Origin of the sequence: Corynebacterium hindlerae (genome assembly GCF_014117265.1) — a bacterium.
Taxonomy (GTDB): domain Bacteria; phylum Actinomycetota; class Actinomycetes; order Mycobacteriales; family Mycobacteriaceae; genus Corynebacterium; species Corynebacterium hindlerae.
Map to the genome: position 1 here is coordinate 1,596,238 of NZ_CP059833.1, position 22,740 is coordinate 1,618,977.

Annotated in this window: 22 protein-coding genes, 2 tRNA genes and 1 pseudogene; 15 read left to right on the forward strand and 10 right to left on the reverse strand. The window is 57.5% G+C overall.

The window, feature by feature from the left end; all coding sequences use genetic code 11:
• The first annotated feature begins 4 nt into the window (after positions 1 to 4).
• The 5 genes from HW450_RS07845 (at position 5) to HW450_RS07865 (ending at position 6,888) form a co-directional block, all read left to right on the forward strand.
• Positions 5 to 955 (forward strand): pyridoxal-phosphate dependent enzyme, encoded by a 951-nt coding sequence (locus HW450_RS07845; RefSeq protein WP_182385100.1) that lies wholly within the window; start codon positions 5 to 7, stop codon positions 953 to 955.
• Entirely contained in the window at positions 952 to 3,549 is a 2,598-nt protein-coding gene (locus HW450_RS07850) for an FAD/NAD(P)-binding protein (RefSeq protein ID WP_182385101.1), read from the forward strand. Before HW450_RS07845 ends, HW450_RS07850 begins: the two co-directional genes overlap by 4 nt.
• A gap of 59 nt (positions 3,550 to 3,608) precedes the next feature.
• Positions 3,609 to 3,872: an ATP-binding cassette domain-containing protein gene (locus tag HW450_RS07855; RefSeq protein ID WP_182385102.1), complete on the forward strand. Its 264-nt coding sequence runs from the start codon at positions 3,609 to 3,611 to the stop codon at positions 3,870 to 3,872.
• A gap of 108 nt (positions 3,873 to 3,980) precedes the next feature.
• The gene (locus HW450_RS07860; protein ID WP_232843216.1) at positions 3,981 to 5,474 is read left to right on the forward strand and encodes a DUF4143 domain-containing protein; all 1,494 of its coding nucleotides are present in this window, start codon (positions 3,981 to 3,983) and stop codon (positions 5,472 to 5,474) included.
• A 73-nt stretch (positions 5,475 to 5,547) separates the two neighbouring features.
• The gene (locus HW450_RS07865) at positions 5,548 to 6,888 is read left to right on the forward strand and encodes a plasmid pRiA4b ORF-3 family protein (protein WP_182385103.1); all 1,341 of its coding nucleotides are present in this window, start codon (positions 5,548 to 5,550) and stop codon (positions 6,886 to 6,888) included.
• Between the two features lie 10 nt (positions 6,889 to 6,898).
• Here HW450_RS07865 and HW450_RS07870 read toward each other — a convergent pair whose 3' ends face one another.
• A complete protein-coding gene (locus HW450_RS07870; RefSeq protein ID WP_182385104.1) occupies positions 6,899 to 7,273 on the reverse strand; it encodes an antitoxin HicB in 375 nt (124 codons plus the stop codon).
• Positions 7,263 to 7,556, reverse strand: a complete 294-nt coding sequence (locus tag HW450_RS07875; protein WP_331251759.1) for a type II toxin-antitoxin system HicA family toxin — start codon at positions 7,554 to 7,556, stop codon at positions 7,263 to 7,265. Before HW450_RS07875 ends, HW450_RS07870 begins: the two co-directional genes overlap by 11 nt.
• Positions 7,557 to 7,782: 226 nt before the next feature.
• Between HW450_RS07875 and HW450_RS07880 the strand changes: the two genes are divergently transcribed.
• Positions 7,783 to 8,037: an AlbA family DNA-binding domain-containing protein gene (locus HW450_RS07880; protein WP_182385106.1), complete on the forward strand. Its 255-nt coding sequence runs from the start codon at positions 7,783 to 7,785 to the stop codon at positions 8,035 to 8,037.
• A gap of 455 nt (positions 8,038 to 8,492) precedes the next feature.
• On the opposite strand, the gene HW450_RS07885 is transcribed toward HW450_RS07880, so the two are convergent.
• Together HW450_RS07885 and HW450_RS07890 are read right to left on the reverse strand one after the other, a co-directional pair.
• Complete coding sequence (locus HW450_RS07885; RefSeq protein WP_182385107.1) at positions 8,493 to 8,909, reverse strand: DUF6918 family protein; 417 nt, start codon at positions 8,907 to 8,909, stop codon at positions 8,493 to 8,495.
• 9 nt (positions 8,910 to 8,918) lie between these two features.
• Positions 8,919 to 9,866, reverse strand: coding sequence for an L-lactate dehydrogenase (locus HW450_RS07890; RefSeq protein ID WP_182385108.1), 948 nt, complete (start codon positions 9,864 to 9,866; stop codon positions 8,919 to 8,921).
• A 169-nt stretch (positions 9,867 to 10,035) separates the two neighbouring features.
• On the opposite strand from HW450_RS07890, the gene HW450_RS07895 reads away from it, so the two are divergent.
• Positions 10,036 to 11,967, forward strand: coding sequence for a fructose-specific PTS transporter subunit EIIC (locus tag HW450_RS07895; RefSeq protein WP_182385109.1), 1,932 nt, complete (start codon positions 10,036 to 10,038; stop codon positions 11,965 to 11,967).
• On the opposite strand, the gene HW450_RS07900 is transcribed toward HW450_RS07895, so the two are convergent.
• Positions 11,927 to 12,700: an HAD-IIB family hydrolase gene (locus HW450_RS07900; RefSeq protein ID WP_182385110.1), complete on the reverse strand. Its 774-nt coding sequence runs from the start codon at positions 12,698 to 12,700 to the stop codon at positions 11,927 to 11,929. The genes HW450_RS07895 and HW450_RS07900 overlap by 41 nt on opposite strands.
• Before the next feature lie 165 nt (positions 12,701 to 12,865).
• Entirely contained in the window at positions 12,866 to 13,126 is a 261-nt protein-coding gene (locus HW450_RS07905; RefSeq protein WP_182385111.1) for a hypothetical protein, read from the reverse strand.
• 355 nt (positions 13,127 to 13,481) lie between these two features.
• Between HW450_RS07905 and HW450_RS13000 the strand changes: the two genes are divergently transcribed.
• Positions 13,482 to 13,706, forward strand: coding sequence for a hypothetical protein (locus HW450_RS13000; RefSeq protein ID WP_220463893.1), 225 nt, complete (start codon positions 13,482 to 13,484; stop codon positions 13,704 to 13,706).
• A 43-nt stretch (positions 13,707 to 13,749) separates the two neighbouring features.
• Here the strand turns inward: HW450_RS13000 and HW450_RS07910 are convergent, their stop codons facing one another.
• The gene (locus HW450_RS07910) at positions 13,750 to 13,953 is read right to left on the reverse strand and encodes a CopG family transcriptional regulator (RefSeq protein WP_407926219.1); all 204 of its coding nucleotides are present in this window, start codon (positions 13,951 to 13,953) and stop codon (positions 13,750 to 13,752) included.
• Positions 13,954 to 14,094: 141 nt separating this feature from the next.
• Here HW450_RS07910 and gyrA point away from each other — a divergent pair, with 141 nt between their 5' ends.
• The 5 genes from gyrA (at position 14,095) to HW450_RS07935 (ending at position 17,942) form a co-directional block, all read left to right on the forward strand.
• Positions 14,095 to 16,635, forward strand: coding sequence for a DNA gyrase subunit A (gyrA, locus tag HW450_RS07915; protein WP_407926306.1), 2,541 nt, complete (start codon positions 14,095 to 14,097; stop codon positions 16,633 to 16,635).
• A gap of 3 nt (positions 16,636 to 16,638) precedes the next feature.
• Positions 16,639 to 16,977 carry a DUF3566 domain-containing protein gene (locus tag HW450_RS07920; protein ID WP_182385114.1) on the forward strand — a complete coding sequence of 113 codons (339 nt, stop codon included), beginning with the start codon at positions 16,639 to 16,641 and terminating at the stop codon, positions 16,975 to 16,977.
• Between the two features lie 79 nt (positions 16,978 to 17,056).
• A tRNA-Ile gene (locus HW450_RS07925) sits at positions 17,057 to 17,130 on the forward strand.
• Positions 17,131 to 17,141: 11 nt separating this feature from the next.
• Positions 17,142 to 17,214 (forward strand) — tRNA-Ala (locus tag HW450_RS07930).
• 524 nt (positions 17,215 to 17,738) lie between these two features.
• Positions 17,739 to 17,942 (forward strand): hypothetical protein, encoded by a 204-nt coding sequence (locus tag HW450_RS07935; protein ID WP_182385115.1) that lies wholly within the window; start codon positions 17,739 to 17,741, stop codon positions 17,940 to 17,942.
• On the opposite strand, the pseudogene HW450_RS07940 reads toward HW450_RS07935, so the two are convergent.
• A pseudogene (locus tag HW450_RS07940) lies at positions 17,939 to 19,249 on the reverse strand (ISL3 family transposase). The gene HW450_RS07935 and the pseudogene HW450_RS07940 overlap by 4 nt on opposite strands.
• Positions 19,250 to 19,459: 210 nt before the next feature.
• On the opposite strand from HW450_RS07940, the gene HW450_RS07945 reads away from it, so the two are divergent.
• Positions 19,460 to 19,921, forward strand: coding sequence for an ankyrin repeat domain-containing protein (locus HW450_RS07945; protein WP_220463894.1), 462 nt, complete (start codon positions 19,460 to 19,462; stop codon positions 19,919 to 19,921).
• Here the strand turns inward: HW450_RS07945 and HW450_RS07950 are convergent.
• On the reverse strand, positions 19,912 to 20,829 hold the full coding sequence (locus tag HW450_RS07950; protein ID WP_182385116.1) for a cation diffusion facilitator family transporter: 918 nt from the start codon (positions 20,827 to 20,829) through the stop codon (positions 19,912 to 19,914). The genes HW450_RS07945 and HW450_RS07950 overlap by 10 nt on opposite strands.
• A 380-nt stretch (positions 20,830 to 21,209) precedes the next feature.
• Here HW450_RS07950 and HW450_RS07955 point away from each other — a divergent pair, with 380 nt between their 5' ends.
• Positions 21,210 to 21,668, forward strand: coding sequence for a CAP domain-containing protein (locus HW450_RS07955; protein WP_182385117.1), 459 nt, complete (start codon positions 21,210 to 21,212; stop codon positions 21,666 to 21,668).
• Between the two features lie 42 nt (positions 21,669 to 21,710).
• On the opposite strand, the gene HW450_RS07960 is transcribed toward HW450_RS07955, so the two are convergent.
• Positions 21,711 to 22,724: an ABC transporter substrate-binding protein gene (locus tag HW450_RS07960; protein ID WP_232843217.1), complete on the reverse strand. Its 1,014-nt coding sequence runs from the start codon at positions 22,722 to 22,724 to the stop codon at positions 21,711 to 21,713.
• Positions 22,725 to 22,740: the final 16 nt, after the last annotated feature.

Here is a 22,740-nt window from a genome sequence, read left to right on the forward strand (position 1 = left end):
GAAAATGAATCGTGCACCCCATCCCTGTGCAAGTATTTCTGATGCCCTGGGAAACACCCCGCTGGTAAGTCTGGAACGACTCGGACTCAATAAGCTCACTGCCTGGGCCAAGTTGGAGCAGTTCAATCCCGGTGGTAGCGCCAAGGATCGGACGGCGCGCGAGATGGTGAAAGTGGCCGATATTGCTCCCGGCACTATGGTGATCGAATCCAGCTCGGGAAACCTGGGGCTGGCGCTGTCTCGGGAAGCTGTGTTGGGTGGCTGGGATTTCCACTGCGTGGTTGATCCCCGCGCGAACAAGGCCACAGTTAATTACATGAAGGCCATGGGCGCGACCGTCCACGTCCTCACCGAGCCAGATCCGGAGACCGGGGATTGGCTCGCGGCCCGCCGCAAGAAGGTAGCTGAGCTGCTCAAGGACAACCCGGATGCGATCAATCTGGATCAGTACTCGAACACCGCGGCTTTTCACGCACATGCGCAAGGCACCATGCGCGAAATTCACGAACAACTGGGCCACGCCCCAGACTTTCTCCTCGTAGCTGTGTCCACCACCGGAACTATCGGCGGCTGCCAAAAATATGTGCGTCAACACGGACTGGGTACCCAACTGGTCGCAGTGGACGCCGAAGGCTCGGTGCTCTTTGGGGGTGAGCGCGGCACGCGCCACCTGCCCGGATTTGGGGCAGGGGTGGTGCCGGAGCTTTCGTCCCAGGTCCGCCCGGATCGGGTTATGAGGATCGCGGATCGGGCGTCGATAAGCGCTGCGCGGAATTTAGCGCGCACCACAGCGATTGTGCCAGGGGCATCGGGCGGCGCGGTGATTGCGGCACTGCTCCAGCTTGATCGCGAGCTGACCGAGCCTGCCGAGGCAGTGGTGGTTATTCACGATAGCGGCAATTTCTACCTGGATACGATCTACAACGACGAGTGGGTGCGGGAGAACGTGAAATGAGGATCGCAATTGTCGGCGGCGGGCCACGCGGATTGTGGGCGGCCGAGGAACTGATGAACTTGGCGTGGCAGCGTGGCCTTGCGCTGCACGTGACGGTGTTCGATGGCGGGGGAGTAAAAGCTTACGATCCGTCCCAGCCGGACTATTGGCTGCTCAACGTCACCGCGGAGATGGTTGAGTCCACCACGCTGGGATCTTTCAATGAGTGGTCCGGCAACACCGAGACCTACCCGCCCCGGGCGTGCGTCGGTGAGTTCCTTGCCGAGTCTTGGACCGGCCTGCCCATCCCGCCGCGCTGCACGATCACGCGTGTGGGCCACGAAATCGCCGACTCGCAGGCACTCACCAGCGAGTTTGACCAGGTCCTCGACGTCACAGGGCATGACGCGACCTGGCCGGGCGCGCTTGATGACGCCCTGACGGTCTATCCCCACGGCTCCCTGGATTCCGTGACCCCGGGCAGCACCGTCGCGATTCGCGGCACCGCCCTGACCTTCATCGATGCCGTCCTTGACCTCACCATCGGTCGGGGCGGAAAGTTCAAAGATGGCGTGTACCACCCTTCCGGATACGAGCCCAAGCAGATCATTCCGGTCAGTCGCTCGGGCAGATTCATGAACGTCAAGCCGGATCACTCCCCGCAGACCGATTATGTGGTCGATCGATTCGGTCCTGCTATTGGGGCTGCTGAGTCGACAGCGGAGATTACTGCGCTCTTGCAGCAGGCGGCGGCCACCCTAACCGAGGACTGTCCTGACAACATTGCGGCGGTGCTGGCGGGAACTGCTGCGCCGGCAGATGGCGTCGCTGAGCTGCGTGCGAGCATTGCGGTTGCCGTAGGGGAGCGGCCACTGGATGCGCGCGGAGCGGTGGGGGTGGCGTATCGTGCGCTGTATCCGCAGCTCGTCGACCGAATCTCCTTCCAGGATCCGCTCCCAGGATTTAAGGAACTGACCCGCATCTTGGAGCCGGTTGCCTTCGGCCCGCCGTCCTGTAATGCCCTCAAGATCCTGGCGCTTATTGACGCTGAACTCATCGCTCCACCCGTGACCGGGGATATTCCCGGGGCGGACTTTGTAATTGATGCGGTGCAAGCACCACCCCCGTATCCGCCGGTGCGCACAGATCGGGACGGTTTCCTGCCGGGGTCCGACAATTTTGCGGTGATTGGCCGCGCGACCGAGCTCTGGGTGCTGGGTAACGACACGCTCTCGCGCGCCTACCACGATGTGATTCCGCGGTGGGCGCGCCGGGTGGTAGCTGCCCACTCGCCACAGGAAGTGCATGGCCTACCACCAATGCCGGCGCGGCTGGAGCCGTGGGCGCAGCAACTGACGGAGTCCTATTCCGATGCTCGCCGCCTGATTGACACCTACGGTAGCCCGATCAACGTCCTGAATTCGGAGCCGATGCTGCGCAATGCCCAAGAACTGGTGGCCGCCGGTCAGGATCACGACGTGGAAATCCGCGTGTTCTTCGCACGCAAGGCAAACAAAGCGCTGACTTTTGTTGACGCCATCCACCAGGCCGGGCACGGCGTGGATGTGGCGAGCTTCCGCGAACTGCAGCAAGTGCTGGATCGCGGAGTTGCAGGGGAGAACATCATCTTGAGCGCCGCGATCAAGTCCGATGAGCTACTGCGCTTGGCAGTCGAGCGCAATGTGACGATCAGCGTGGACAATGTCACGGAGCTGCGGCGCATCGTCCAGCTGGCAGACCGACCGGTGCGCGTCGCCCCGCGCCTGGCTCCCAACCCGAAGCGCTTGCCACCGACCCGCTTCGGTGAGCGCAGTTCCACCTGGATCCAGGCGCTGACCAGCATAGATCTTGGTCATGTCTCGGTAGTCGGAGTTCACGTCCACCTGCACGGCTACAGTGCTTCCGACCGGGTCACCGCTCTCCACGAGGCCTTCCACCTCATCGATGCCCTGCCACACCCTATCGAATTCATCGACCTCGGCGGCGGCGTGCCCATGAGCTACCTCGCGGACCCTGCCGACTGGCAGCGCTTCCACACAATGCGTGCGCACCCACACCTTGCCCCGTTCACCTGGAAAAACGACCCGCTGAAGACGATTTACCCGTATTGGCAAACCCTCACGCGTGGCACCTGGCTCGGCGAGGTCCTCACCTCCGAAGGCATCGCCGACGGGCTGCGCAGCCGGGCCCTTAGGCTGCACCTGGAGCCGGGCCGTTCGCTTCTCGACGGCTGTGGCCTTATTCTGGCCCAAGTGGAATTCGTCAAAACCCGCAGCGATGGCCTGCCCCTGGTGGGCCTGGCGATGAATCGCACCCAATGTCGTACCACCTCGGACGATTACACAGTCGACCCGCTGCTCATTCGCGCGCCGGGCAATGCATCCGGACCCGAGGTGGAAGCATTCCTGGTGGGTGCCTACTGCATCGAAGACGAGATCATCTTGCGTCGTCGCATTCGATTTCCTCACGGGGTGGCTCCGGGCGACATTGTTGCGATCCCGAATACTGCCGGATACTTTATGCACATCTTGGAAAGTGCGTCCCATCAGATTCCATTGGCGAGGAATGTTCAGTGGCCTAGTAGCCAATTGGACGACATCGATAGGCTTAGTTGATCTTGCGCTGCGGAAGTTGCTAACCAGGGGGCATCTGGGTTTCGCCCTAAGATGGTGGCATGACCACGTTGATCCACGTGGATAGTTTCAACATCACGCGAGGCAAGAAGCACATCCTTCGTGTTTTATCCTTTGAGCTGCAAGAAGGTAGCATCACGGGCATCATCGGTCCTTCTGGTTCTGGCAAGACGACGCTGCTCCGAGCCATCGTTGGTGTGCAGAAATACCAAGGCGAGTTACATGTCCTTGGCCACCCAGCCGGTGACGCTGCCAATCGCGGGCGAATTGGCTATATGACGCAAAGTGCCAGCGTCTACGAGTGACTCACCGTCCGCCAAAACCTCAGCTACTTTTCCCAGCTCACGGGTTCAGCAGCCGAGGTTGACAGCACAATCGAATTCCTGGGTCTTACCGAGCAGCGCGACCAAAAAGTGAGCACGCTCTCGGGTGGCCAACGCAATCGGGTGAGTTTGAGAGCACCGCTCGCTGGTATCGTCGGCGGGTCTTTTGGCTTGCTAGCCAGTGCATTTGCCGAAAACGGATTCCAGGCGGTGCAGTTCATGCCCGTTTTCTTTGGCCCGCAGTTCTTCCTGGGCGGCGTGCTGGTGCCGCGCTCGGATATGAATTCCGTGCTCCAGGTGGTCTCGAATTTCCTGCCGCTGTCCTACGTGATCGACGTGCTGCGAAAGCTGCTGGTTTCCACAGAAATCTACGGCGAATTTTGGCGCGACATGTCCGTCGTGGCGGCCTTCGCGGTGGGAGCACTCATCCTCGCGGCGGTGTCCATGCCGCGCGCCACGAACACTTATCGCCTTGATCGTGAGAACGAGCGGGCTCTGATTGAAGCCAGCATGGATGAACTCTTAACAAGTGAGGATTCGGTATGCCTCGATGAGTGGCAGCATGTGCCGCAAGTATGGGACGCTGTGCGACGCTTGGTCGATGATGGTACCTCAACGCGATTTTTCTTGAACGGAAGCGCGACTCCGCGAACTGGGATAGATATTCATTCTGGCGCTGGCCGGATTTTGTCTTTGCGCATGCGTCCCTTGTCAGTGGCTGAGCGTGTTGGAACGACACCAACCGCGTACATAGCCGACTTGTTCGAAGGAACAGCAGATGTTCGCGGTGAAACTGACTGGACGCTCCAGAAGTATGCGGACGCCATTTGTTCCACTGGTTTGCCGGGTATCTACCAAATGAGCGGGGGAATGCGTCGACAAGCTATCGCGTCGTACATCGGGCGGGTAATTGACCGTGACATCGCTGACCAAGGCTTGATGGTTCGCAAGCCTGAATCCATGCGCGCATGGTGGGCGGCCTACGCGGCTGCATCGTCAACCACAACTGCGTACAACAAGATTTTGGATGCGGCGACACCAGGGGATGCCGGAAAGGTGTCCAAAGACGCTGCCCTGGCATATCGTGATGCTCTCACCGCGTTGTGGCTGCTTGATCCAGTTCCGGCGTGGTTCCCTAACCGTTCACCCTTCAAGAAGCTGACTACAGGGCCGAAGCATCAAGTTTTCGACCCAGGCATCGCTGCAGCTCTGATTGGGGTGACGCCAGAAATGCTAGTTTCACAGAACCCGAGTAGTTGGGAACTCTTTGGCCAACTCTTTGAGTCATTAGCAACTTTGACCGTTCGTGCGGCCGGCCAAGCCGCCGAGGCACACACTTCTCACCTCCGGACTCAAGGAGGATTGAAAGAAGTGGATCTCATCCTTGAGCGTTTTGATGGCCGTGTCATTGCATTCGAAGTCAAACTTAAGCCGGTGCCCAATGACCGAGATGTGCGCCATCTGCATTGGCTCGGCGAACAACTCGGGGGTCGACTCAAGGAAAAAGTTGTCATCACGACGGGCACGCATGCTTATCGACGCTCCGATGGTGTCATCGCTGTCCCACTGGCACTGCTGGGTTAGCAATCATTGGATCTGACCAAGATTACCCGTGTTACAACCAACCGCGGCCCGTAAAAACCGGCATGCTAGTGGCATGGATCTTGCAACTCTCCGCATTTCTCTTAATGACACCAACGTTTACCGAATCGTCGAGCTACCTCATGAGGTTTCGCTGAATGCGTTGCATCGTGTTGTCCAGTTCGCCTTTGGTTGGGAAGATATGCATCTCCATTCGTTCACTTCACCAGCGATGAAAGGTGTTGAATGGACGAATTACATTTCGGAACCAGAGCGTCAGCGTGACGACAGCACGGAGTTTCTGCATGTTCTGGCTCCCAAAGTGGGCGACAGACTGACCTATGTGTATGACTTCGGTGACTGGTGGGAGCACACCATCGAAGTAGTTGAATTGCAGCCCGGAAAGGCTCAGGGGCCTTGGACACTTGGCCTGCACGAACACTGGTTTGAACCTATTCGAATCATTTCAGGAGTCGGAATGTGCCCCCCTGAGGATTTCGGCGGCCCTGGCATCTGGACCGATTTCCTGAAATGGTCGGCAGGTGCCCAGGTAGAACACAAGATGTTCGAAGAGCGGATGGAGTTTTTCTTCCCTGATTACCGTCGGCAAGATATTGCAGAAATAGCAACACTTCCGATCCGGGGTATCGAGCAGTATCTGCCACTGGGGCCCGCTTTTGATGCCCGACATGATTATTTCCTACCGCTTGATGAATCGCTGCCTCTTGCCGAATTCGTGGCGACCGGACAGTTGTGGAATCTGCAGCGCATCGTGGCTGAGGCATGGCAGTCCTGGCTTGATCCAGACGAGATGGCTTCTCCTCGTGAGCTCCTAGAAGTTATCTATTTCTTCCTTGATTTGGTGGGAGAGGGGGCGAAGCTCACGTCAGCTGGCTACTTGCCGACGAGTATCGTCACAGAATTGGAGCAGTGGGGGAGCGAGCACGGTCAAGATTGGATCAGCACGGGGCGTCGTAAAGCGCCGTTTAGCGAGCGGGATGTGGCGCGCGCGGGGTGGCTGCGGGAGCTGCTTTGCGACGCCGGGATCCTCAAAATCCAGAAGAAAATGATTGTCCCGGTGAAGAGCGCTCAGAAGAAGGCGCAGGACCCGGAGTGGCTGTTGGAAAGAATCTTGCGAACGATTGCGAGAAACAATCACCCGATTGAAACCGGCCTCGAGTTGTCTACTTACATCATGTATGTGTCCTACGGCGACATGTGGCCGAACCAATTTGTTCCAACTTTCAGCCACATCATTGGTGACATGGACCTCGCCGTGAGGGATATGCACCAACGCTACCTGGACTACCTACACAATTTCATGGCGCTCGGTTACGTGGAAAAGGATCAGCGCTGGCGTAGTGCACTCGTCAGGATGTGCCACATGGTGGACGAGGATCTGAAGAAGCCAGACTAGCGTCACACAATCAGGAAAGCAGCTGGTAGACCCTACCGGTCGAGACCCCCAACAGTTCGGCGGTGTCGGCGGACGAAATGCCGCGATCTTTCAGCTGGCGAGCGACATTGCGGATCCGTGCGGCCGCAACTTCCTGTAGACGCGCGGCCTGCTCAGTTTGTGCTTTAGCCTCGGCAATCTCATTCTCGAAGCCGTCCAACGTTGCGCGAATGAGAATTTCGACGTGGGAGTGATCAACCTCTGGCTCAACGGTGTCTAGATAGTCTCGCACTTGCTGTTTTGCGTGTTTCAATGCGGAGACGCTCGTTGCATTGTTGTCGTCAACCACCAAGTCCCAGCCGCCTTCCCACCTGGAGGCTTGCACGACAATTCGGTTAGTTTCCATGTCTCACCTCGTTAATAGCCTTTAGCTCGTGTCGAGTAACTGCCGGTGAAAGCTCTCGCGTCTGTGTCAAAACCACCGGACGGTTAAGGCTTGGGTGTTCCCATACTTCGTGGTCGCCTTTTCCTTGGCGGGCAAAAGTAAACCCGGCATCAATCAGTAGTTTTACCAGGTCGCGATATTTCATCGGCTTGGTCACACAGTCAGTACAGCCCCCACTATACAAATGCTGGCAATGGTGAAAGTGGGGACTAGAAAGTCCCGATTTCCAGTGGATTACCGGCATGACCTGCCGTTTTCTGGCTACTAGAAACCTACTGGAAAATCGGGGGCTTCTAGTAGAAACAGCTCTGACCTGCAGAAAAATATTAGAGACAGTTTACTAGAAATGTTTCTAGTGACCTTTTGGTCATGGACAACTACTCCATCGCTGACCTTTGCTCGCGTCCGGAAGATCAATGGTTTGATCGAAAGTCCTCTTCAATTGCACCCAAGGACCTCGCGGACATCTCGTGGCCTTCGCCAATGCTGAGGGCGGACTTCTTGCTGTTGGAATTACAGACGACGGCAAGGTGGAAGAGAAGCTTACCGTCGAGCGCGAGAACGATCTGCGGGTCGCCGCCCACAATCACACAGATCCCGCAGTGCGACTTCGCATTGAGAAGCTGAACTCGGTGCTGCTTTTTCACGTCGAGCCGGGTGAGCGTGTCCACTTCACCGAAAATGGTGATTGTTATCTCCGGCTTGCAGAAAAATCGGTGAAGTAGGGCGTTGACCAGCAGCAAGAGCTCCGCTATTCCAAGGGTGAGCAGCTTTATGACGCCACTGGGCTGCGCACCACTAGCTCCGATGACCTTGACATGGAAGCACTAGCAGGTTTCGCTCGGCGGATAGGTTCCAGCTCGCCTGAAAATGCCTCAGAGCTCGTAGTTTGATTACTCGAAGTGCGCAAGAGCTTGGCATCGCTTTCCGACGCCGGTCTCGTCGAATGGCACGGCAATTCGCCACGAGACCCCCGAGCTCGGTGGGTCGCCAAGCCACCACTGAACTAGAGACCAATGATTCCAGTAGCTTTTAATAATAAGCAGATTGGGATCAAGCGAGAATCGGTCCGGGGAATGAGTTGCTGTGTTTCCTGGATTCCTAAATCAATTTGCCTGCCGGGGACTCCTGCGCGAGTGACCTTGCGCTGCTCGTTAGAGGACGGGAGGTATTTTGCGCGCTACCCCGCGTGCTTTTCGACGACCTCGCCCAGGCCACCAACATTTTCAGCGACGACATTGGCGGCCTTGCCGCGAATTGATCCGTACAGCTTGGTGAGTGGGCTGTTGTATAGCTTCTCAGCTTGGCGGTCGGCGGTGGCCATGAGCTTGTCGGAAATTTCCTCGCTGTGGGCTTCCAGGTGCTTGCTAAAAGAGGTGTCGGCTGGCTTGGAATCCCAGTAAGGGGCGAGAATTTCTAACATCTCATCCAGTACGCGTTCCACTCCAGCTTCGACAATGTCAGCTTTCGCCTTAGTGGCAGCAGTTAACCCACCTTTAAGAGCCATGCCGGCAATACCGGTTTGGCTCTCGATGGTGGTGCGGACGAAGTTAGCGAGGTCAGTAACGAGTGCTGCGCGGTCATTAATAGTGATCATGCAGCCAGTTTAGCTAAAGAACTCCTTTTGGATGGCGCGGAGCGTGTCGGCAGAGTGCTTGAAACGTTCCAGTTCGTGCTCGGAAATCTCCAGCTCAACGACGCGACGGATACCCTTGCGGTTCACGATCGCCGGGGTACCAATGTAGATGTCCTCCTCCCCGTACTCGCCTTGCAGCAGCGCGGAGACTGGGAGTGCGACATCCTGATTCTGCAGGATAGCGCGGGTAATACGGGCCAAGCCCATGCCAATGCCGTACGAGGTTGATCCTTTGGCGTCAATGATGGTGTAGGCAGCGTCGCGGGTTTCTTCGAAGATCTTCTCTAGCTTTGCCTCTAGGGATGGGTCCTTCTCCAGCTGCTTGCGCATGGACACGCCAGCAATCGTGGCAGAGGAGAGCACCGGAAGTTCGGTGTCGCCGTGCTCGCCGATGATGTAAGCGTGGACCGAGGTAGGGGAGACCTCGTAGAGTTCGCCCAGCATGTAGCGGAACCGAGCGGAGTCCAAAATGGTGCCAGAACCAAGCACGCGCTCGTGAGGCAGCCCAGAGTACTTCCAGGCGGCGTAGCTCAAGATATCCACTGGGTTCGACGCCACCACGATGATGCCGTCGAAGCCATTGGCCATGACTTGATCAACGATCGATTTCATGATCTTCATGTTCTTGTCCACCAGCTGCAGACGCGTCTCACCTGGCTTCTGGGCAGCTCCGGCACAAATGACGACGATGGCGGCGTCCGCACAATCCTCATAGGTGCCTTTGGTGACCTTCGTGCGTGAATGCGCCCATACCACGCCATGGTTGAGGTCCATGACGTTACCTTCAAGCTTCTTTTCATCGATGTCAATGATTGCGAGGTGATCGCAGGTTCCTTGGTTGACCAGTGCATAGGCGTAGGCGACTCCGACGTCACCCGCACCGATGAGAACCACTTTGTTTCCTACAGTTTGCTTCATGCCATAGCCTTTCTTCGGGTTCATTTCCATTATGCGCCCGAATGGAGCAACATGCAGGGCTTAAAGCAGACTGATTCGGGTGAAAACAGACACAATCGGGCAGGTTTGGGGGCTAGAAATTACCGCTTCAGGTATTCGTTTTTGGTTAACCGCTTGTTAGCATGACTCTATGAATCAAGATATAACCACCGACAAGCCTCGGATACTGGCTATTACAGCCTGTCCGACAGGTATCGCACACACATATTTGGCGGCTGAAAATCTAGAGACCGCGGCCAACGAAAAAGGCATCAATCTGAAGGTGGAAACGCACGGATCGATTGGTGTAGAAAACGCTTTTACTGAAGCTGACATCAAGAATGCAGATGCGGTGTTAATCGCGGCAGATACGGTGATTGAAAAAGACCGCTTCGTCGGTAAGCGCTTGCTTGCTGTGTCTGTTGACGAAGCCATCAAACATCCCGCTACATTGCTCGAACGCACCCTCAGTGCCGGTTATTGGAACGAGGGAAAGAATGTCGCGGGAGAAAATGACAACGCTTCGACGCGCGACGGGACTTCCTTAGGACGCCAGCTTTATCAGGCACTGATGAACGGTGTTTCTCACATGGTGCCCTTTGTTGTCACCGGCGGTTTGCTCATCGCAATTGCGCTGTCAATCGGTGGCCAGGCCACTGCTGAGGGCTATCAAATCCCGGAAGATTCGTTCTGGTTCACTATCAGTTCCATCGGAGCCTTGGCGTTTAGCCTGATGGTGCCTGTGCTGTCGGCCTTTATCGCATCGGGTATAGCGGGCCGGCCTGGTCTGGCCCCCGGGTTTATTACCGGTCTGATAGCGACGACAGGCACGCTCTATAACTCCGAAGCCGGAGCAGGCTTCATCGGCGGTATTATCACGGGCTTTCTTTCCGGCTACGTGGCACTGGCGATTAAGAAAATTCCGGTGGGCAAATACATCGCTCCGATCATGCCGGTGATTATCATTCCGATCTTCACCACGCTTGTTGTCGGGTTGTTGTTTGTCTACCTGTTGGGCAATCCGATTTCGTCGCTGTTTGAGGCGCTTTCGAACTGGTTGAATTCCCTCGAAGGAACCTCGGTCATTGTGTTGGGCGCTATTTTGGGCGCGATGATCGCTTTCGATATGGGTGGCCCCTTTAACAAGACGGCGTTCCTGTTTGGCGGTGGCATGATCGCAGCGGGCAATGCAGCTCCGATGGGCATGGCTGCTGCGGCGATTGCCGTGCCTCCGCTCGCGGTGGGTGCGGCCACCTTGATTCGCCGGGACTGGTTCAGCAAACCAGAGCGCGAATCAGGTATTGCTGCATTGTTCATGGGCTTTTTCGGCATTACCGAGGGAGCGATCCCCATTGCTGCGGCGCGTCCGCTGCATGTCATCCCCGCGAACGTTATTGGTGGTGCGGTAGCCGGTGCGTTGGCGGGAATGTGGGGTGTCAAAGACAATGTCATGCACGGGGGACCAATCGTGGCGGTGCTCGGTGCTGTGGATGGAGTGCCAACTTTCTTCCTCTCGCTGGGGGCAGGTATTGCTGCTACCGTTGCTTTCTTACTGTTGGTCATGCGGGTTTCGCGGAGCAAGACCGACAGCCAGGAGCAGGCGCTTATCGACGCCGATCTGGTTTTCCTTGATCACGATGCCCCGGCGGGGGAAAGAAATGATGTTGTCCGAGGTCTGGTCGAATTCGCCGCACAGCAGGGGCGCATTGCGGATGTCGAGCAGGTAGTCCGCTCTGCTCTTGATCGAGAAGCACAAAATTCCACGGCTGTTGGGAATGCAGTTGCTATTCCGCATGCTCGCTGTGGCGGAGTGAAAGTCCCGACTCTTGCTTTCGCACGCTTGCCGGAACCGGGAACCCATTGGTCCGCACCAGACAATGCCCCGGTGCGGTTGGTGTTCTTGATTGCCGTTCCTGAGGACGCTGGGAAGGAACACTTGCGGCTGCTGAGTAAACTCGCCCGCGCTCTCATGCGTGACGATTTCCGGGAAGCACTCCTGAGTGCGTCCTCACGCGAGCAGGCGCTTGGCCAGATCCGGGAAGTTACGGAATTTGGTTCAGTAACTCACCCAGTGCGTCACTGACGGAGTCAACCACTTCGTCGGTGGCTTGTTTCACTTCATCGGGAGACCACGGGAGGCTGAAACTGCGGTGAGCCAGAGCGTGCATGGTCAGGTCGTTCCAGGAATCACCGAAGGTGAAGATCGGTTGTTCGTGGAGGCCAAGATGATCGATGAGCCATTGCAAACCAGCGCCTTTACTGATGCCCTTCGGTGCTATGTCGATGAAGTCCTGGTTTCGAACCGGGGTGTTGGTCGGAACCGTTGAGATCTTGTCGAACAGTAGTTGCAGCTTGGCCTCGTCATGTGGAACCCAAAACGGAACTTGGGTGATGGTGTGGCGAGGCAGGTCGGCAATATCAACATCGATGAAGTCGTCGAGAACGAAACTGTGGGAGTCTGTCGTACTGTCATACAGCCGTAGATCCCGGCTATCCAACGTGCAAGCAAAAACCGCTACATTGGACAGACCCTGCGCCAGGTCGACGAGGTCGCGTACACAGTCAGTCGGAATACTGCTGTGGTGGAGATAGGTGCCAGTGGCGTCGTAAAGCGCTGCCCCCGTGGAGGCTATGACATAGTCGCATTGGAGTGGTGTCCCGTCCAGCGCGTCACGCACGCCAGCTGGTGATTTTCCGGTGGCTATGACAGCTAGGTGCCCTGCGCGACGCCATTGTTCTACGGCCGTGCAGATGTGCTGGGCGAGCTGACGCTCAAAGTAGATTGTTCCATCGAGATCAAAGACTGCTACGGCCATATCCTTGACTTTAAAACACAAATCCCCTTGGGACACCGCTCTTGACGTCAAAAAACGGTCGCCGAAGGGGATCGGAAATGTTGTAACTCTTCCGCCACAGTAGTTAACTGCAATCACAACAGCCACAACTGTAACACAGCACTAAAGGGTAACGATAAAAGAAACTCATAACCTTTCGGTAACGGCGGCGCACAGCACATGAGCGAACACCTCATTACTGGAGGTCAGCGGTTGCAGTGCGCTGCAGCACGACGAAATGTAGTCACACTGCGCCTGGGGGGAGCTAAACACCGAAATTCCCGCGATGTGGGGGCGAGTGAGACTCGCTAACGCCACAATTGCACCAAGAGAACGGACCGAGGCGCCAGTTTCGGCGCACACGGCGTCGGCAAGTAGCAGCGTTTCCTCAGCGTCCACGGTTTCCATCAGCCTCTCTATTTAATCCGAATGAGATAAGTACCCTTGAGTGTTGGATGGGGCACGCAAGTCCCGACACCGCTGAATGATAATGCGAGACGGGCTGCCTCTTTCATGCAGGAGTAATAGCTGCCGATGAAGGATACAACGTGCTCTCCTACATTCTGTGTTTCTACGAAATCGGAAGTGATGACTGGACTGTGGGGCTCCGCTTGGACCGGGGTAGCAACAGCCGGTGTTGAACCTGTGATGATGGTGCAGGTCAATGCAGTTAACAACTTCTTCTTTGAAAGTGAAAAGATTCACATAACTGGTAAGTTAACTGATTAAAGTAAACATATATATACGTCTGGACGAATAACGAATGGCAAGACAGCAAAAATTATCAGACAAACTGAAAACACTTTCCATGCTCGTAGGGCACGAGGAATGTAGCGATACAGCGGCTTGGCTGGAGCTGTTTCATGTAAACGCACTCAACTCCGAAGACGAAAACGGTGAACTTTGCCAAGCTGTCCTTGTTGCGACACTAGTTTCAATCATTGCTCAGTTAGAAAAACGGATCTTTGAATTAGAGAAACAACGGTGAACCAGTTTCGGCGCACAGGACGTCGGCAAGCAGCAGCGTTTCCTCAGCGTCCACGACGCACCCGCCCGTGCAAGGCCGCATACGACGCGACTTCGCGCCGGGCAAGTTCCTGCAGCTCAGCAGATCGAACCGTGCGCGCCGCCTTTTCCACGATCGCCCGAGCGGCGGCCTCTTGCTTAGACACCCCGAGGGAATTTGCCAGCAGAGTGAGCGCGGCGTCTTGTTCTGCTGTGAGTCTTAACGTCATTGCCATGGTATCGGAATGATACCAGAGGCAGCGGTGCAACGGCTTAAAACGTAAACTAGAGGGGTCCCAACGAAGAAAAGGTGAAAAGTGAGCGACGAGAATCTCTTTGATCGCGTGCAACCGATCGACATCAACGAGGAGATGCAGTCGAGCTACATCGACTACGCCATGTCCGTTATTGTCGGCCGTGCACTCCCGGAGGTCCGCGACGGTCTGAAGCCCGTCCACCGCCGTATCCTCTACGCAATGTTCGACAATGGCTTCCGCCATGACCGCTCCTACGTGAAGTCCGCGAAGCCAGTCGCCGAAACCATGGGTAACTACCACCCACACGGCGACGTCGCCATTTACGACACCCTGGTGCGCCTCGCCCAGCCGTGGAACATGCGCTACCCGCTTGTCGACGGCCAAGGTAACTTCGGCTCCCGCGGTAACGACGGCCCGGCAGCCATGCGCTACACCGAATCCCGCATGACGCCACTGGCCCTGGAAATGGTCCGTGACATCCGCGAAAACACCGTGGACTTCGTGCCAAACTACGACGGCAAAACCACCGAACCCACCATCCTGCCGTCGCGCGTGCCGAACCTCCTGATGAACGGCTCCGGCGGTATTGCCGTTGGTATGGCCACCAACATCCCGCCGCACAACCTGAACGAGGTTGCCGAGGCCATCTACTGGATGCTGGACAACCCAGAGGCCACCGAAGCGCAGCAGCTCGAGGCCTGCATGGAGCGCATCAAGGGACCTGACTTCCCGACCGCCGGTCTGATCGTTGGCACGGACGGCATCAAGGACGCCTACACCACCGGCCGCGGCTCCATCCGCATGCGTGGCGTGACCTCCATCGAGGAAGAAGGCTCCCGCCAGATCATCGTCATCACCGAACTGCCGTACCAGGTCAACCCGGATAACCTCATCTCCAACATTGCGGAGCAGGTAGCGGCCGGAAAATTGGCGGGCATTTCGCGTATCGACGACGAATCCTCCGATCGTGTCGGCATGCGCATCGTGGTCACCCTCAAGCGCGACGCCGTGCCACGCGTAGTGCTGAACAACCTGTACAAGCACTCCCAGCTGCAAACCAACTTCGGCGCCAACATGCTGTCCATCGTCGATGGCGTGCCACGCACCCTGCGCATCGACCAGATGGTGCGCCTGTACACCGATCACCAGATCGAAGTCATCATTAGGCGCACCCAGTTCCGTCTGGACAAGGCCGAAGAGCGCGCCCACATCCTGCGCGGCCTGGTCAAAGCCCTGGACATGCTGGACGAGGTCATCGCCCTCATCCGCCAGTCCCCAACGGTGGACGAGGCCCGCACCGGCCTCATGGCCCTGCTGGAGATCGACGAAGATCAGGCAGACGCAATTCTGGCCATGCAGCTACGCCGCCTGGCAGCTCTGGAACGCCAGAAGATCGTCGATGAGCTGGCAGAGATCGAGCTGGAAATCGCAGATCTGAAGGACATCCTGGCTAAGCCAGAGCGTCAGCGCGCCATCGTCAAGGAAGAGCTTGAGGGGATCGTCGAAAAGTACGGCGATGATCGCCGCACCCAAATCGTGGCCGCAACCGGCGACGTCACCGAGGAAGACCTCATCGCACGCGAAAACGTCGTGGTCACCATCACCTCCACCGGCTACGCCAAGCGCACCAAGGTCGACGCCTACAAGTCCCAGCGACGCGGCGGCAAGGGCGTGCGTGGCGCCGAGCTCAAGCAGGACGACGTCGTTCGCCACTTCTTCGTCTGCTCCACGCACGACTGGATTCTGTTCTTCACCAACTACGGTCGCGTCTACCGCCTCAAGGCCTACGAGCTGCCGGAAGCATCCCGCACCGCACGCGGCCAGCACGTGGCAAACCTCATGGAGTTCCAGCCGGGTGAAAAGATCGCCCAGGTCATTCAGCTCCAGACCTACGAAGACGCACCGTACCTGGTGCTGGCAACCCAGCAGGGACGCGTGAAGAAGTCCCGCCTGCTCGATTACGAAACTGCACGCTCGGGTGGCCTCATCGCCATCAACCTCAACGAAGGCGACAAGCTTATCGGCGCAGCTCTGTGCTCCGGCGACGACGAGCTGCTCCTGGTCTCCGAGGAAGGCCAATCGATCCGCTTCAAGGCCGACGACGAGACGCTGCGCCCAATGGGCCGCGCCACCGCCGGTGTGAAGGGCATGCGCTTCCGTGGCGACGACCAGCTGCTTTCCATGTGCGTCGTCCGCGATGGCGACTTCCTCATGGTTGCCACCTCCGGTGGCTACGGAAAGCGCACCGACATGAACGAATACTCCGTCCAGGGTCGCGGTGGCGTCGGCGTGGTCACGTTCAAGTACAACGCCAAGCGTGGCAAGCTCATCTCCGCACTGGCCGTTGACGAGGACGACGAGATCTTCGCCATCACCTCCGGTGGCGGCGTGATCCGCACCGAAGTCAACCAGATCCGACCAACCTCCCGTGCCACCATGGGCGTTCGTCTCGTGGACCTGCCGGATGGGGTGGAGCTGCTGGCTATTGACAAGAATGTCGAAGCGGAAGGCGAGGAAGAAGCCGAAGCTGTAGCAACCGGAAAGGTGTCGGCACCAGCAGCACCGGAGACAGCACCACTGGAGACCCTCGAAACCGTAGTCGAGGCCACTGACCAGCCACGTGACGCCTCCGGCGTGCCACAAGAAGAGGACTAACACATGGCAGAACGTAAGGTAACCGTCCAACGAATTAACCCGCTGGCTGCATTCCGTACCGCGATGGTGCTGTCGCTGTCAGCGCTCGTGGCATGGATGATCTGCGTCAGCCTGCTGTATGCCGGAATGGGTGCAGCGGGAGTATGGGACAACCTCAACTCCGTTATTGGTGGCGCCGGTGGCGAAGGTACCGTCACCTTCACGCTGGTGCTGTCCCTGGCCGGACTGATTGGGGCGATCCTTGCGATCCTCATCTCAGTGCTCGCTCCACTCATCGCGCTGGTCTACAACGCAACCGTGGACCTGTTCGGTGGGCTTGAAGTAACGCTTAACGACGCCTAGCTGAACCTCACAAAAATAGGGCTTTACCTGCTGATTTGGTTTCTTGTTAAACGGTGGGTAAAGTTCTATTTCGTTCCCAGGGCCTATAGCTCAGTCGGTTAGAGCGCATCGCTGATAACGATGAGGTCGCAAGTTCGATTCTTGCTAGGCCCACACGGAACAATGGGGCATTAGCTCAATTGGTAGAGCATCTGCTTTGCAAGCAGAAGGTCAGGAGTTCGATTCTCCTATGCTCCACAGGTTAAGACCTCCAACCTTCGGGTTGGAGGTCTTTTTAGTTTTGAGGCACGGGGCTAAGGGGGGGGCTATAGATGCGGAAATCTTGTTCAATACCGCAATAGATGTCGCACCTGGGGCCTGACAGGTTGTTTGCGCGCTGGCCCCGACATTGCGGCCCCGAAGTTCGGGCTGGTGGAGGCATTTTTGGAGCAACCTCGGGGGAGTAATGTCGGGGCCGATTTTCACAGAAACCACTTGACACGCCCCGCACCTGTGCTAGCGGGTGGGGTTACTTATCTGTAGTGACTAAGAACCGGCCCCGATGCAAGACATCATTCACTAGACAGTTAATGACCGGCCAACAATACGTTTAAGCTTCATTGGCAGTTGATAGCGACTTGCCGCTGAATACGAATCCCTACGCCGATCCCATCCGTTGACCGGGGTGTTTAGCATTAAAGCCTAGGGATTTGTCCCGCGCGACAAATCCCTATCAGAGCCCCGATAGCACGAACTATCTCAATGCCTCTATTGTGGCGGACATGAACCGCCAGCTTTATGTCAGTGCAGTCCTGCCAATCGCGTTAGTGCTGGCTGGGTGCACACAGACGGGCGACCAAGCAGCTGCACCAGTAACTACACCAGCAACGGAGGTATCTCTCCTGGCACCACGTCCACAGGCAGACCGGGAGGTTCTTGAGTCTGCGAAAGAGGGGGACGTCGTTAAGCGGCTCTTCCGGTTTTAGAGTGCGTTGATCTTGTCCTGTAGTTGTCCGGAGTGGATCAGGCACCGCAAGATGTAGTGGTTGAGGTTTCGGAATCCCAGGGCGATCCCCCGTAGGTGCTCGAGCCTGCCGTTGATGGCCTCGACCGGCCCGTTGGACGCCCCGATATCGAAGTAGGCGAGCACATCTTCCCGCCGACGCCACAGGGTTCTCCCGAGTTGAGCCAGCTCCTCCAGACCTTTCGGCAAGCCTTTGCGCAGGGTGGTGATGATCCGTTCCATCAACTTCTTGCCTTCTGATTTCTGCGGGTGCCCGTATGCTGTGATCAGGTCCTGGTAGAACATCCAGGTGACCTCGAGTGCCACGTAGTCATCGTCGGTGGCCCACAGCATGTCCAGGCGTTGTTTCTGCCGCTCGGTGAGGTAGTTCGTCCTGGTCAACAGGGTGCGACGGTACTTATACAGCGGATCATCTTTGCGTCCGCGGCGTCCGGTGGTCTCTCGTTGGAGTCGTTGCCGGCACCCGGTAAGCTTCTCAGCCGCCAGATGCACCACATGAAACGGATCCATCACCTTGGTCGCGTCCGGGAGGACCTGGTCCACAGCACTGGCGTAGCCGGTGAACCCGTCCATGGTCACCACCTGCACCTGGCTGCGGAAACCGGGGTCGCGTTCCTGCAGCCACCCGCGCAGCACGTCCGCGGACCGCCCCGGTCTCATGTCCAGTAGTCGGGCGGGCCCGCGGCCGTCGACCAGTGGGGTGAGGTCCACGAGGATGGTCACCAGGTTCGAAGGCTAACCTCGGGTGTGTTTCCAGACGTGCTCATCGACTCCGAGGATGCGCACGCCGTCGAGGTGGTGCGGGTCGTCGTAGACGAGCTGGCGGCAGGCATCGAGTGCGACCTGGTTGACCAGGTCCCAGCCGATACCGAGTACTTTGGCGGTGGCAGACACACTCATCCGGTCAATGGCGAGGCGCTGGAGGATCCAGCGGGTGACTCGGTGGGTGAGCTTGGATCCGTCATCCGCGCAGGCCAGGGATGCCTGGAAGATCTTCCTAGAGCAGAAGGGCTCTGTGCACAGAAAGCGGGGGACGCGGACGTCCAGGCGGGTGGGGAACCCGACGACGGGAAGATCAACGAGCCGGCGCAGGGTGTGATCCCTCAGCTTGCCTGGGTGCCCGCAGTCCGGGCAGGTGTGGTTCACGGCCACCGGGGTGGCGTCGATGATGGTGATGTTTCCGGCGTCGGCGGCTCCGGTGATCGTGAGGCCGATTTCTGCGGTGCGGCAGATGGTGTCGGCGACGAGGTTGCCAGTAGTAGGCTGCACAGTAGGGTCCTGGTTCGGTTGGATGGAAGCTTCGCAACTCTCATCTTGTACCGGCCAGGACCCCTATATGTTGTGCCACCCCGAACCCCACCCCATGGTCAGCTACGCACTCTAAAACCGGAAGAGCCCGTTAAGCTTGCTGCAGCCCTAAGCTCAGGCGCAAACGTAAAGACAACCGACGATTTCGCCCGCACCCGGTTGCTATAGGCGGTGCCTAATGACCATGTGGAGGCTGCTCGGCTGTTGCTTGAGGCCGGGGCCAGCCCGGATGCGGTGGACAGGCAGCAGGACACCCCTTGGTTGGTCACGGGTGTCACCGGCTCTGTTGCCATGGCGCAGCTGCTGCTGAATTATCATCCCGATCTGACGCTGAAAAATCGTTATGGCGGAATCGCGATCATCCCCGCGTCAGAGCGAGGCCACGTGGAGTATGTGCGCGCGATGACTCGCAGCGGGATGGATCTGAATCACGTGAATGATTTGGGTTGGACCGCCCTGCTTGAGGCCGTGTATTGCGGCGACGGCAGCAAGCCGTATCAGGAGATTGTGCAGATCTTGCTCGATGCGGGTGCAGATCCGGGGATTAAGGACTCACAAGGCCTGGTGGCGTTGGATCATGCCCGGAGCAAGGGGCAAACGGAGATCGTGCAGATTCTGCAGTCTCACTCGTAACACGTGCGGGATGCCTCGTGTTCGCGGTGGTAGGGTGGCTCGAATTGGAAGGTCGAGTGCTCGATAGAGACGTCGAAGTGTGAGCCCACGCACCGTTGGAGCTTGTCCAGGATTATTGGGACTTGGCCGTTGTGGAAGGACCTTTCGGTGAGCACCACGTGTGCCGTGAGTACGGGAAGTCCGGAGGAGATGCGGGTGGCGTGAAGGTCGTGGACGTCCAGGACTTCCGGTATTGAGAGGATGTGCGCACGAACATCCTCAAGGGAGAGCCCGGGCGGGACCGATTCCATGAGGATTGCGCCAGCTTCGCGGAGGATGTGGAGGGCGCGGGGCAGGATCAGGAGCGCGATGAGGAGGCTGACAATCGCGTCGGCACGCGTGAAGCCAGTGGTGGCGATAACGATGGCGCTGATGATGACGGCGACGGAGCCGAGGGCGTCATTCAGTACCTCCAGCGTGGCGGCTTTCATGTTGAGGTCGTTGCCGTGGCCGCCACTGAGGACGAGGAAACTCACAATGTTGCCCACGAGGCCAACAACGCCGAACAAGAGCAGGCCTTCAGGATGGACCGCTACGGGGCTGACGAGGCGCCGGATCGCCTCCACCAGGGCGTAGCAACCGACCCCGGCGAGCAGTAGTGACTGCACCGCGGAGGAAATGACCTCGGCGCGTCGGAACCCCCAGGTGTAGGTGGCGGTCGCGGGGCGGAGTGCGACGGAGGCAGCGGTGAACGCGAGCAGCAGCCCGCTCGTATCGACGGCCATATGCCCGGCATCCACCACCAGGGCAAGGCTGTGGGTCCACCATGCGCCGATGAGCTCAGCGATGAGAATGCTGCCCGTTATGGTCAGGGCAATACCTATTCGGGTGTGGTTTGTTGCTGTGTGATGGTGATGATGTCCGGACATGTGACCTCCTGCGTTTTCAATAAACCACACTTTAATGAAAATAGGAAACTTAAAAGCTTTCAGGATTTCGGTTGCTGAAAATTAGTTGTCAATCATGGAGAGAGCTGTCAGTAGAATGTAAAAAGCCTGCTAGTGGACAGTCTGGAAGAGAGGCAACTTCTGAACTGGGCGATGGGGCGTAACAAAATAAGGAAATAATTAAACATGTACGGTCATATTCACATCAAACTCTCGGCTGGTGCTTGGAAAAATCCTTTGCAATTTAGCAAATTAGATGCGTAGATCTTGGTAAACCCTGATCATATTCTGGCTGAAACCTTCTTTACCTGGTGTTTCATTAAAAGCGTTAGAGAAAACCTCTCCTAGAAAAAGAGCCCCGGATGATGAAGAAACTTATTAACGCCACCGCAGCAGCACTCGCCCTCACTTTCGGCGTCGCAACCGCCCCAGCTGCAGATGCTTTCATCCTCCCGGGTTTCGCTGCAGAAAACCTCATCGCAGCAGAAGCTGACATCGCAGACCAGATCAATGGCATCCGCGTTGCGCATGGCTTGGCGCCACTCGGGTGGAACCAGTACCTGTCCGATATTTCTCGTGGCTGGTCTCAGACCTGCGCCAACCGCGATGTGCTAGCTCATGATCCGGTTGCCTTGCAGGTATCTGATCTGGAAAACGTGGCTGAAATGTACCGCAACCCTCGGGATGCTGTTAATGGGTGGATGAACTCCCCAGGGCACCGGGCGAACATTTTGAGCCCCTATGCCAAGACGATGGGTATCGGCGTGGCTAAGAATAACCTCACTGGTGGTTACTTCATCACCATGCGTGGCTCATACTAGGAGTTAATAAAAGTGGCCTGGCGTGAAGCCGGGCCACTTGGTTTATTTCTTGGGCAGTAGTTCTTTCAGATCGGAGACAATCTGCATGGCGCCTGTCGGGCCGAGGCCGAGGTACCACACGTCGTCGTTAACGCGATGAGCTTTGCCTTCGGCTACCGCGGGGAGCGCTTTCCAGGAGGAACTCTCGATCACGGCGGTTTCCCCGGTGGCTGCGGGAGTGCCATAGGAGGTGTAGAAGATAATCGAGCCATCCGCCTTGTCGATGGTCTCAGGGGAAATCTCCACAGCTAGTTCGTCGACATCCTGTTCAGCTGGTCGTGCCAGCCCAGCATCCTGCAAGATCACGCCGATGAGAGACTTGCGGCCATAAAGACGAAGCTTGCCTGGCATGAAGCGAACGAGGGAAACCGTCGTTCCATCTGGCACAGAATTGCCAAGCCCTGAGACAGCCTCATGGTACTGCTGCAGCTTCGCCTCTGCTTCTTTTTCCATACCAAGGGTTTCACCAATGAGAAGGAAGTTTTCTTTCCAAGGGAAACCGGGTCGGATGGAAAATACCGTAGGAGCAATCTGGGAAAGCTGTGGGTACAACTTGTCTGCTCGCAGTTGGTTCCCCAGGATCAGGTCTGGTTGCAGGGCTGCGACAGCCTCCACATTGACTTCGTTGATTGTGCCAACCGTGGTGACCCCTTCAAGTTTGTCCGCCAAGTAGGACGGAATGGGGTTTTCACCTTTAGAAGTGGTCATGCCGACGGGAGTGATACCCAGCGTGAGCACTCCGTCGAGCTCACCGTTTTCCAACACGACGATGCGCTTCGGCTTTTCTTTGATTTCGGTGGTTCCTGCGGCGTGCTTGACGGTGCGGGGGAACTGGCCAGGCTCCGCATCGCTACCAAACTTGGCCGTCTCGGTGTCGGCGGTACCAAACTTGGAGCCGCCGGTTGCGACATCCTTGTTGACCGGGCTGGCGGTGTTTTCCGGTTCGGGAGCACTGCAAGATGTGAGCGCGAGCGCTGCGGTGATGAGCAGCGCCGGGAGGGCTTTCATAACTGACATGAAAAATAGGTTAGCC

Coding starts and splice junctions, on each gene's coding strand:
- HW450_RS07845 (WP_182385100.1), top strand. CDS start 5: ATGAATCGTGCACCCCATCCCTGTGCAAGTATTTCTGATGCCCTGGGA.
- HW450_RS07850 (WP_182385101.1), top strand. CDS start 952: ATGAGGATCGCAATTGTCGGCGGCGGGCCACGCGGATTGTGGGCGGCC.
- HW450_RS07855 (WP_182385102.1), top strand. CDS start 3,609: ATGACCACGTTGATCCACGTGGATAGTTTCAACATCACGCGAGGCAAG.
- HW450_RS07865 (WP_182385103.1), top strand. CDS start 5,548: ATGGATCTTGCAACTCTCCGCATTTCTCTTAATGACACCAACGTTTAC.
- HW450_RS07870 (WP_182385104.1), bottom strand. CDS start 7,273: ATGGAAACTAACCGAATTGTCGTGCAAGCCTCCAGGTGGGAAGGCGGC.
- HW450_RS07875 (WP_331251759.1), bottom strand. CDS start 7,556: ATGCCGGTAATCCACTGGAAATCGGGACTTTCTAGTCCCCACTTTCAC.
- HW450_RS07885 (WP_182385107.1), bottom strand. CDS start 8,909: ATGATCACTATTAATGACCGCGCAGCACTCGTTACTGACCTCGCTAAC.
- HW450_RS07890 (WP_182385108.1), bottom strand. CDS start 9,866: ATGAAGCAAACTGTAGGAAACAAAGTGGTTCTCATCGGTGCGGGTGAC.
- HW450_RS07895 (WP_182385109.1), top strand. CDS start 10,036: ATGAATCAAGATATAACCACCGACAAGCCTCGGATACTGGCTATTACA.
- HW450_RS07900 (WP_182385110.1), bottom strand. CDS start 12,700: ATGGCCGTAGCAGTCTTTGATCTCGATGGAACAATCTACTTTGAGCGT.
- HW450_RS07905 (WP_182385111.1), bottom strand. CDS start 13,126: ATGGAAACCGTGGACGCTGAGGAAACGCTGCTACTTGCCGACGCCGTG.
- HW450_RS13000 (WP_220463893.1), top strand. CDS start 13,482: ATGGCAAGACAGCAAAAATTATCAGACAAACTGAAAACACTTTCCATG.
- HW450_RS07910 (WP_407926219.1), bottom strand. CDS start 13,953: ATGACGTTAAGACTCACAGCAGAACAAGACGCCGCGCTCACTCTGCTG.
- gyrA (WP_407926306.1), top strand. CDS start 14,095: ATGCAGTCGAGCTACATCGACTACGCCATGTCCGTTATTGTCGGCCGT.
- HW450_RS07920 (WP_182385114.1), top strand. CDS start 16,639: ATGGCAGAACGTAAGGTAACCGTCCAACGAATTAACCCGCTGGCTGCA.
- HW450_RS07935 (WP_182385115.1), top strand. CDS start 17,739: ATGAACCGCCAGCTTTATGTCAGTGCAGTCCTGCCAATCGCGTTAGTG.
- HW450_RS07950 (WP_182385116.1), bottom strand. CDS start 20,829: ATGTCCGGACATCATCACCATCACACAGCAACAAACCACACCCGAATA.
- HW450_RS07955 (WP_182385117.1), top strand. CDS start 21,210: ATGATGAAGAAACTTATTAACGCCACCGCAGCAGCACTCGCCCTCACT.
- HW450_RS07960 (WP_232843217.1), bottom strand. CDS start 22,724: ATGTCAGTTATGAAAGCCCTCCCGGCGCTGCTCATCACCGCAGCGCTC.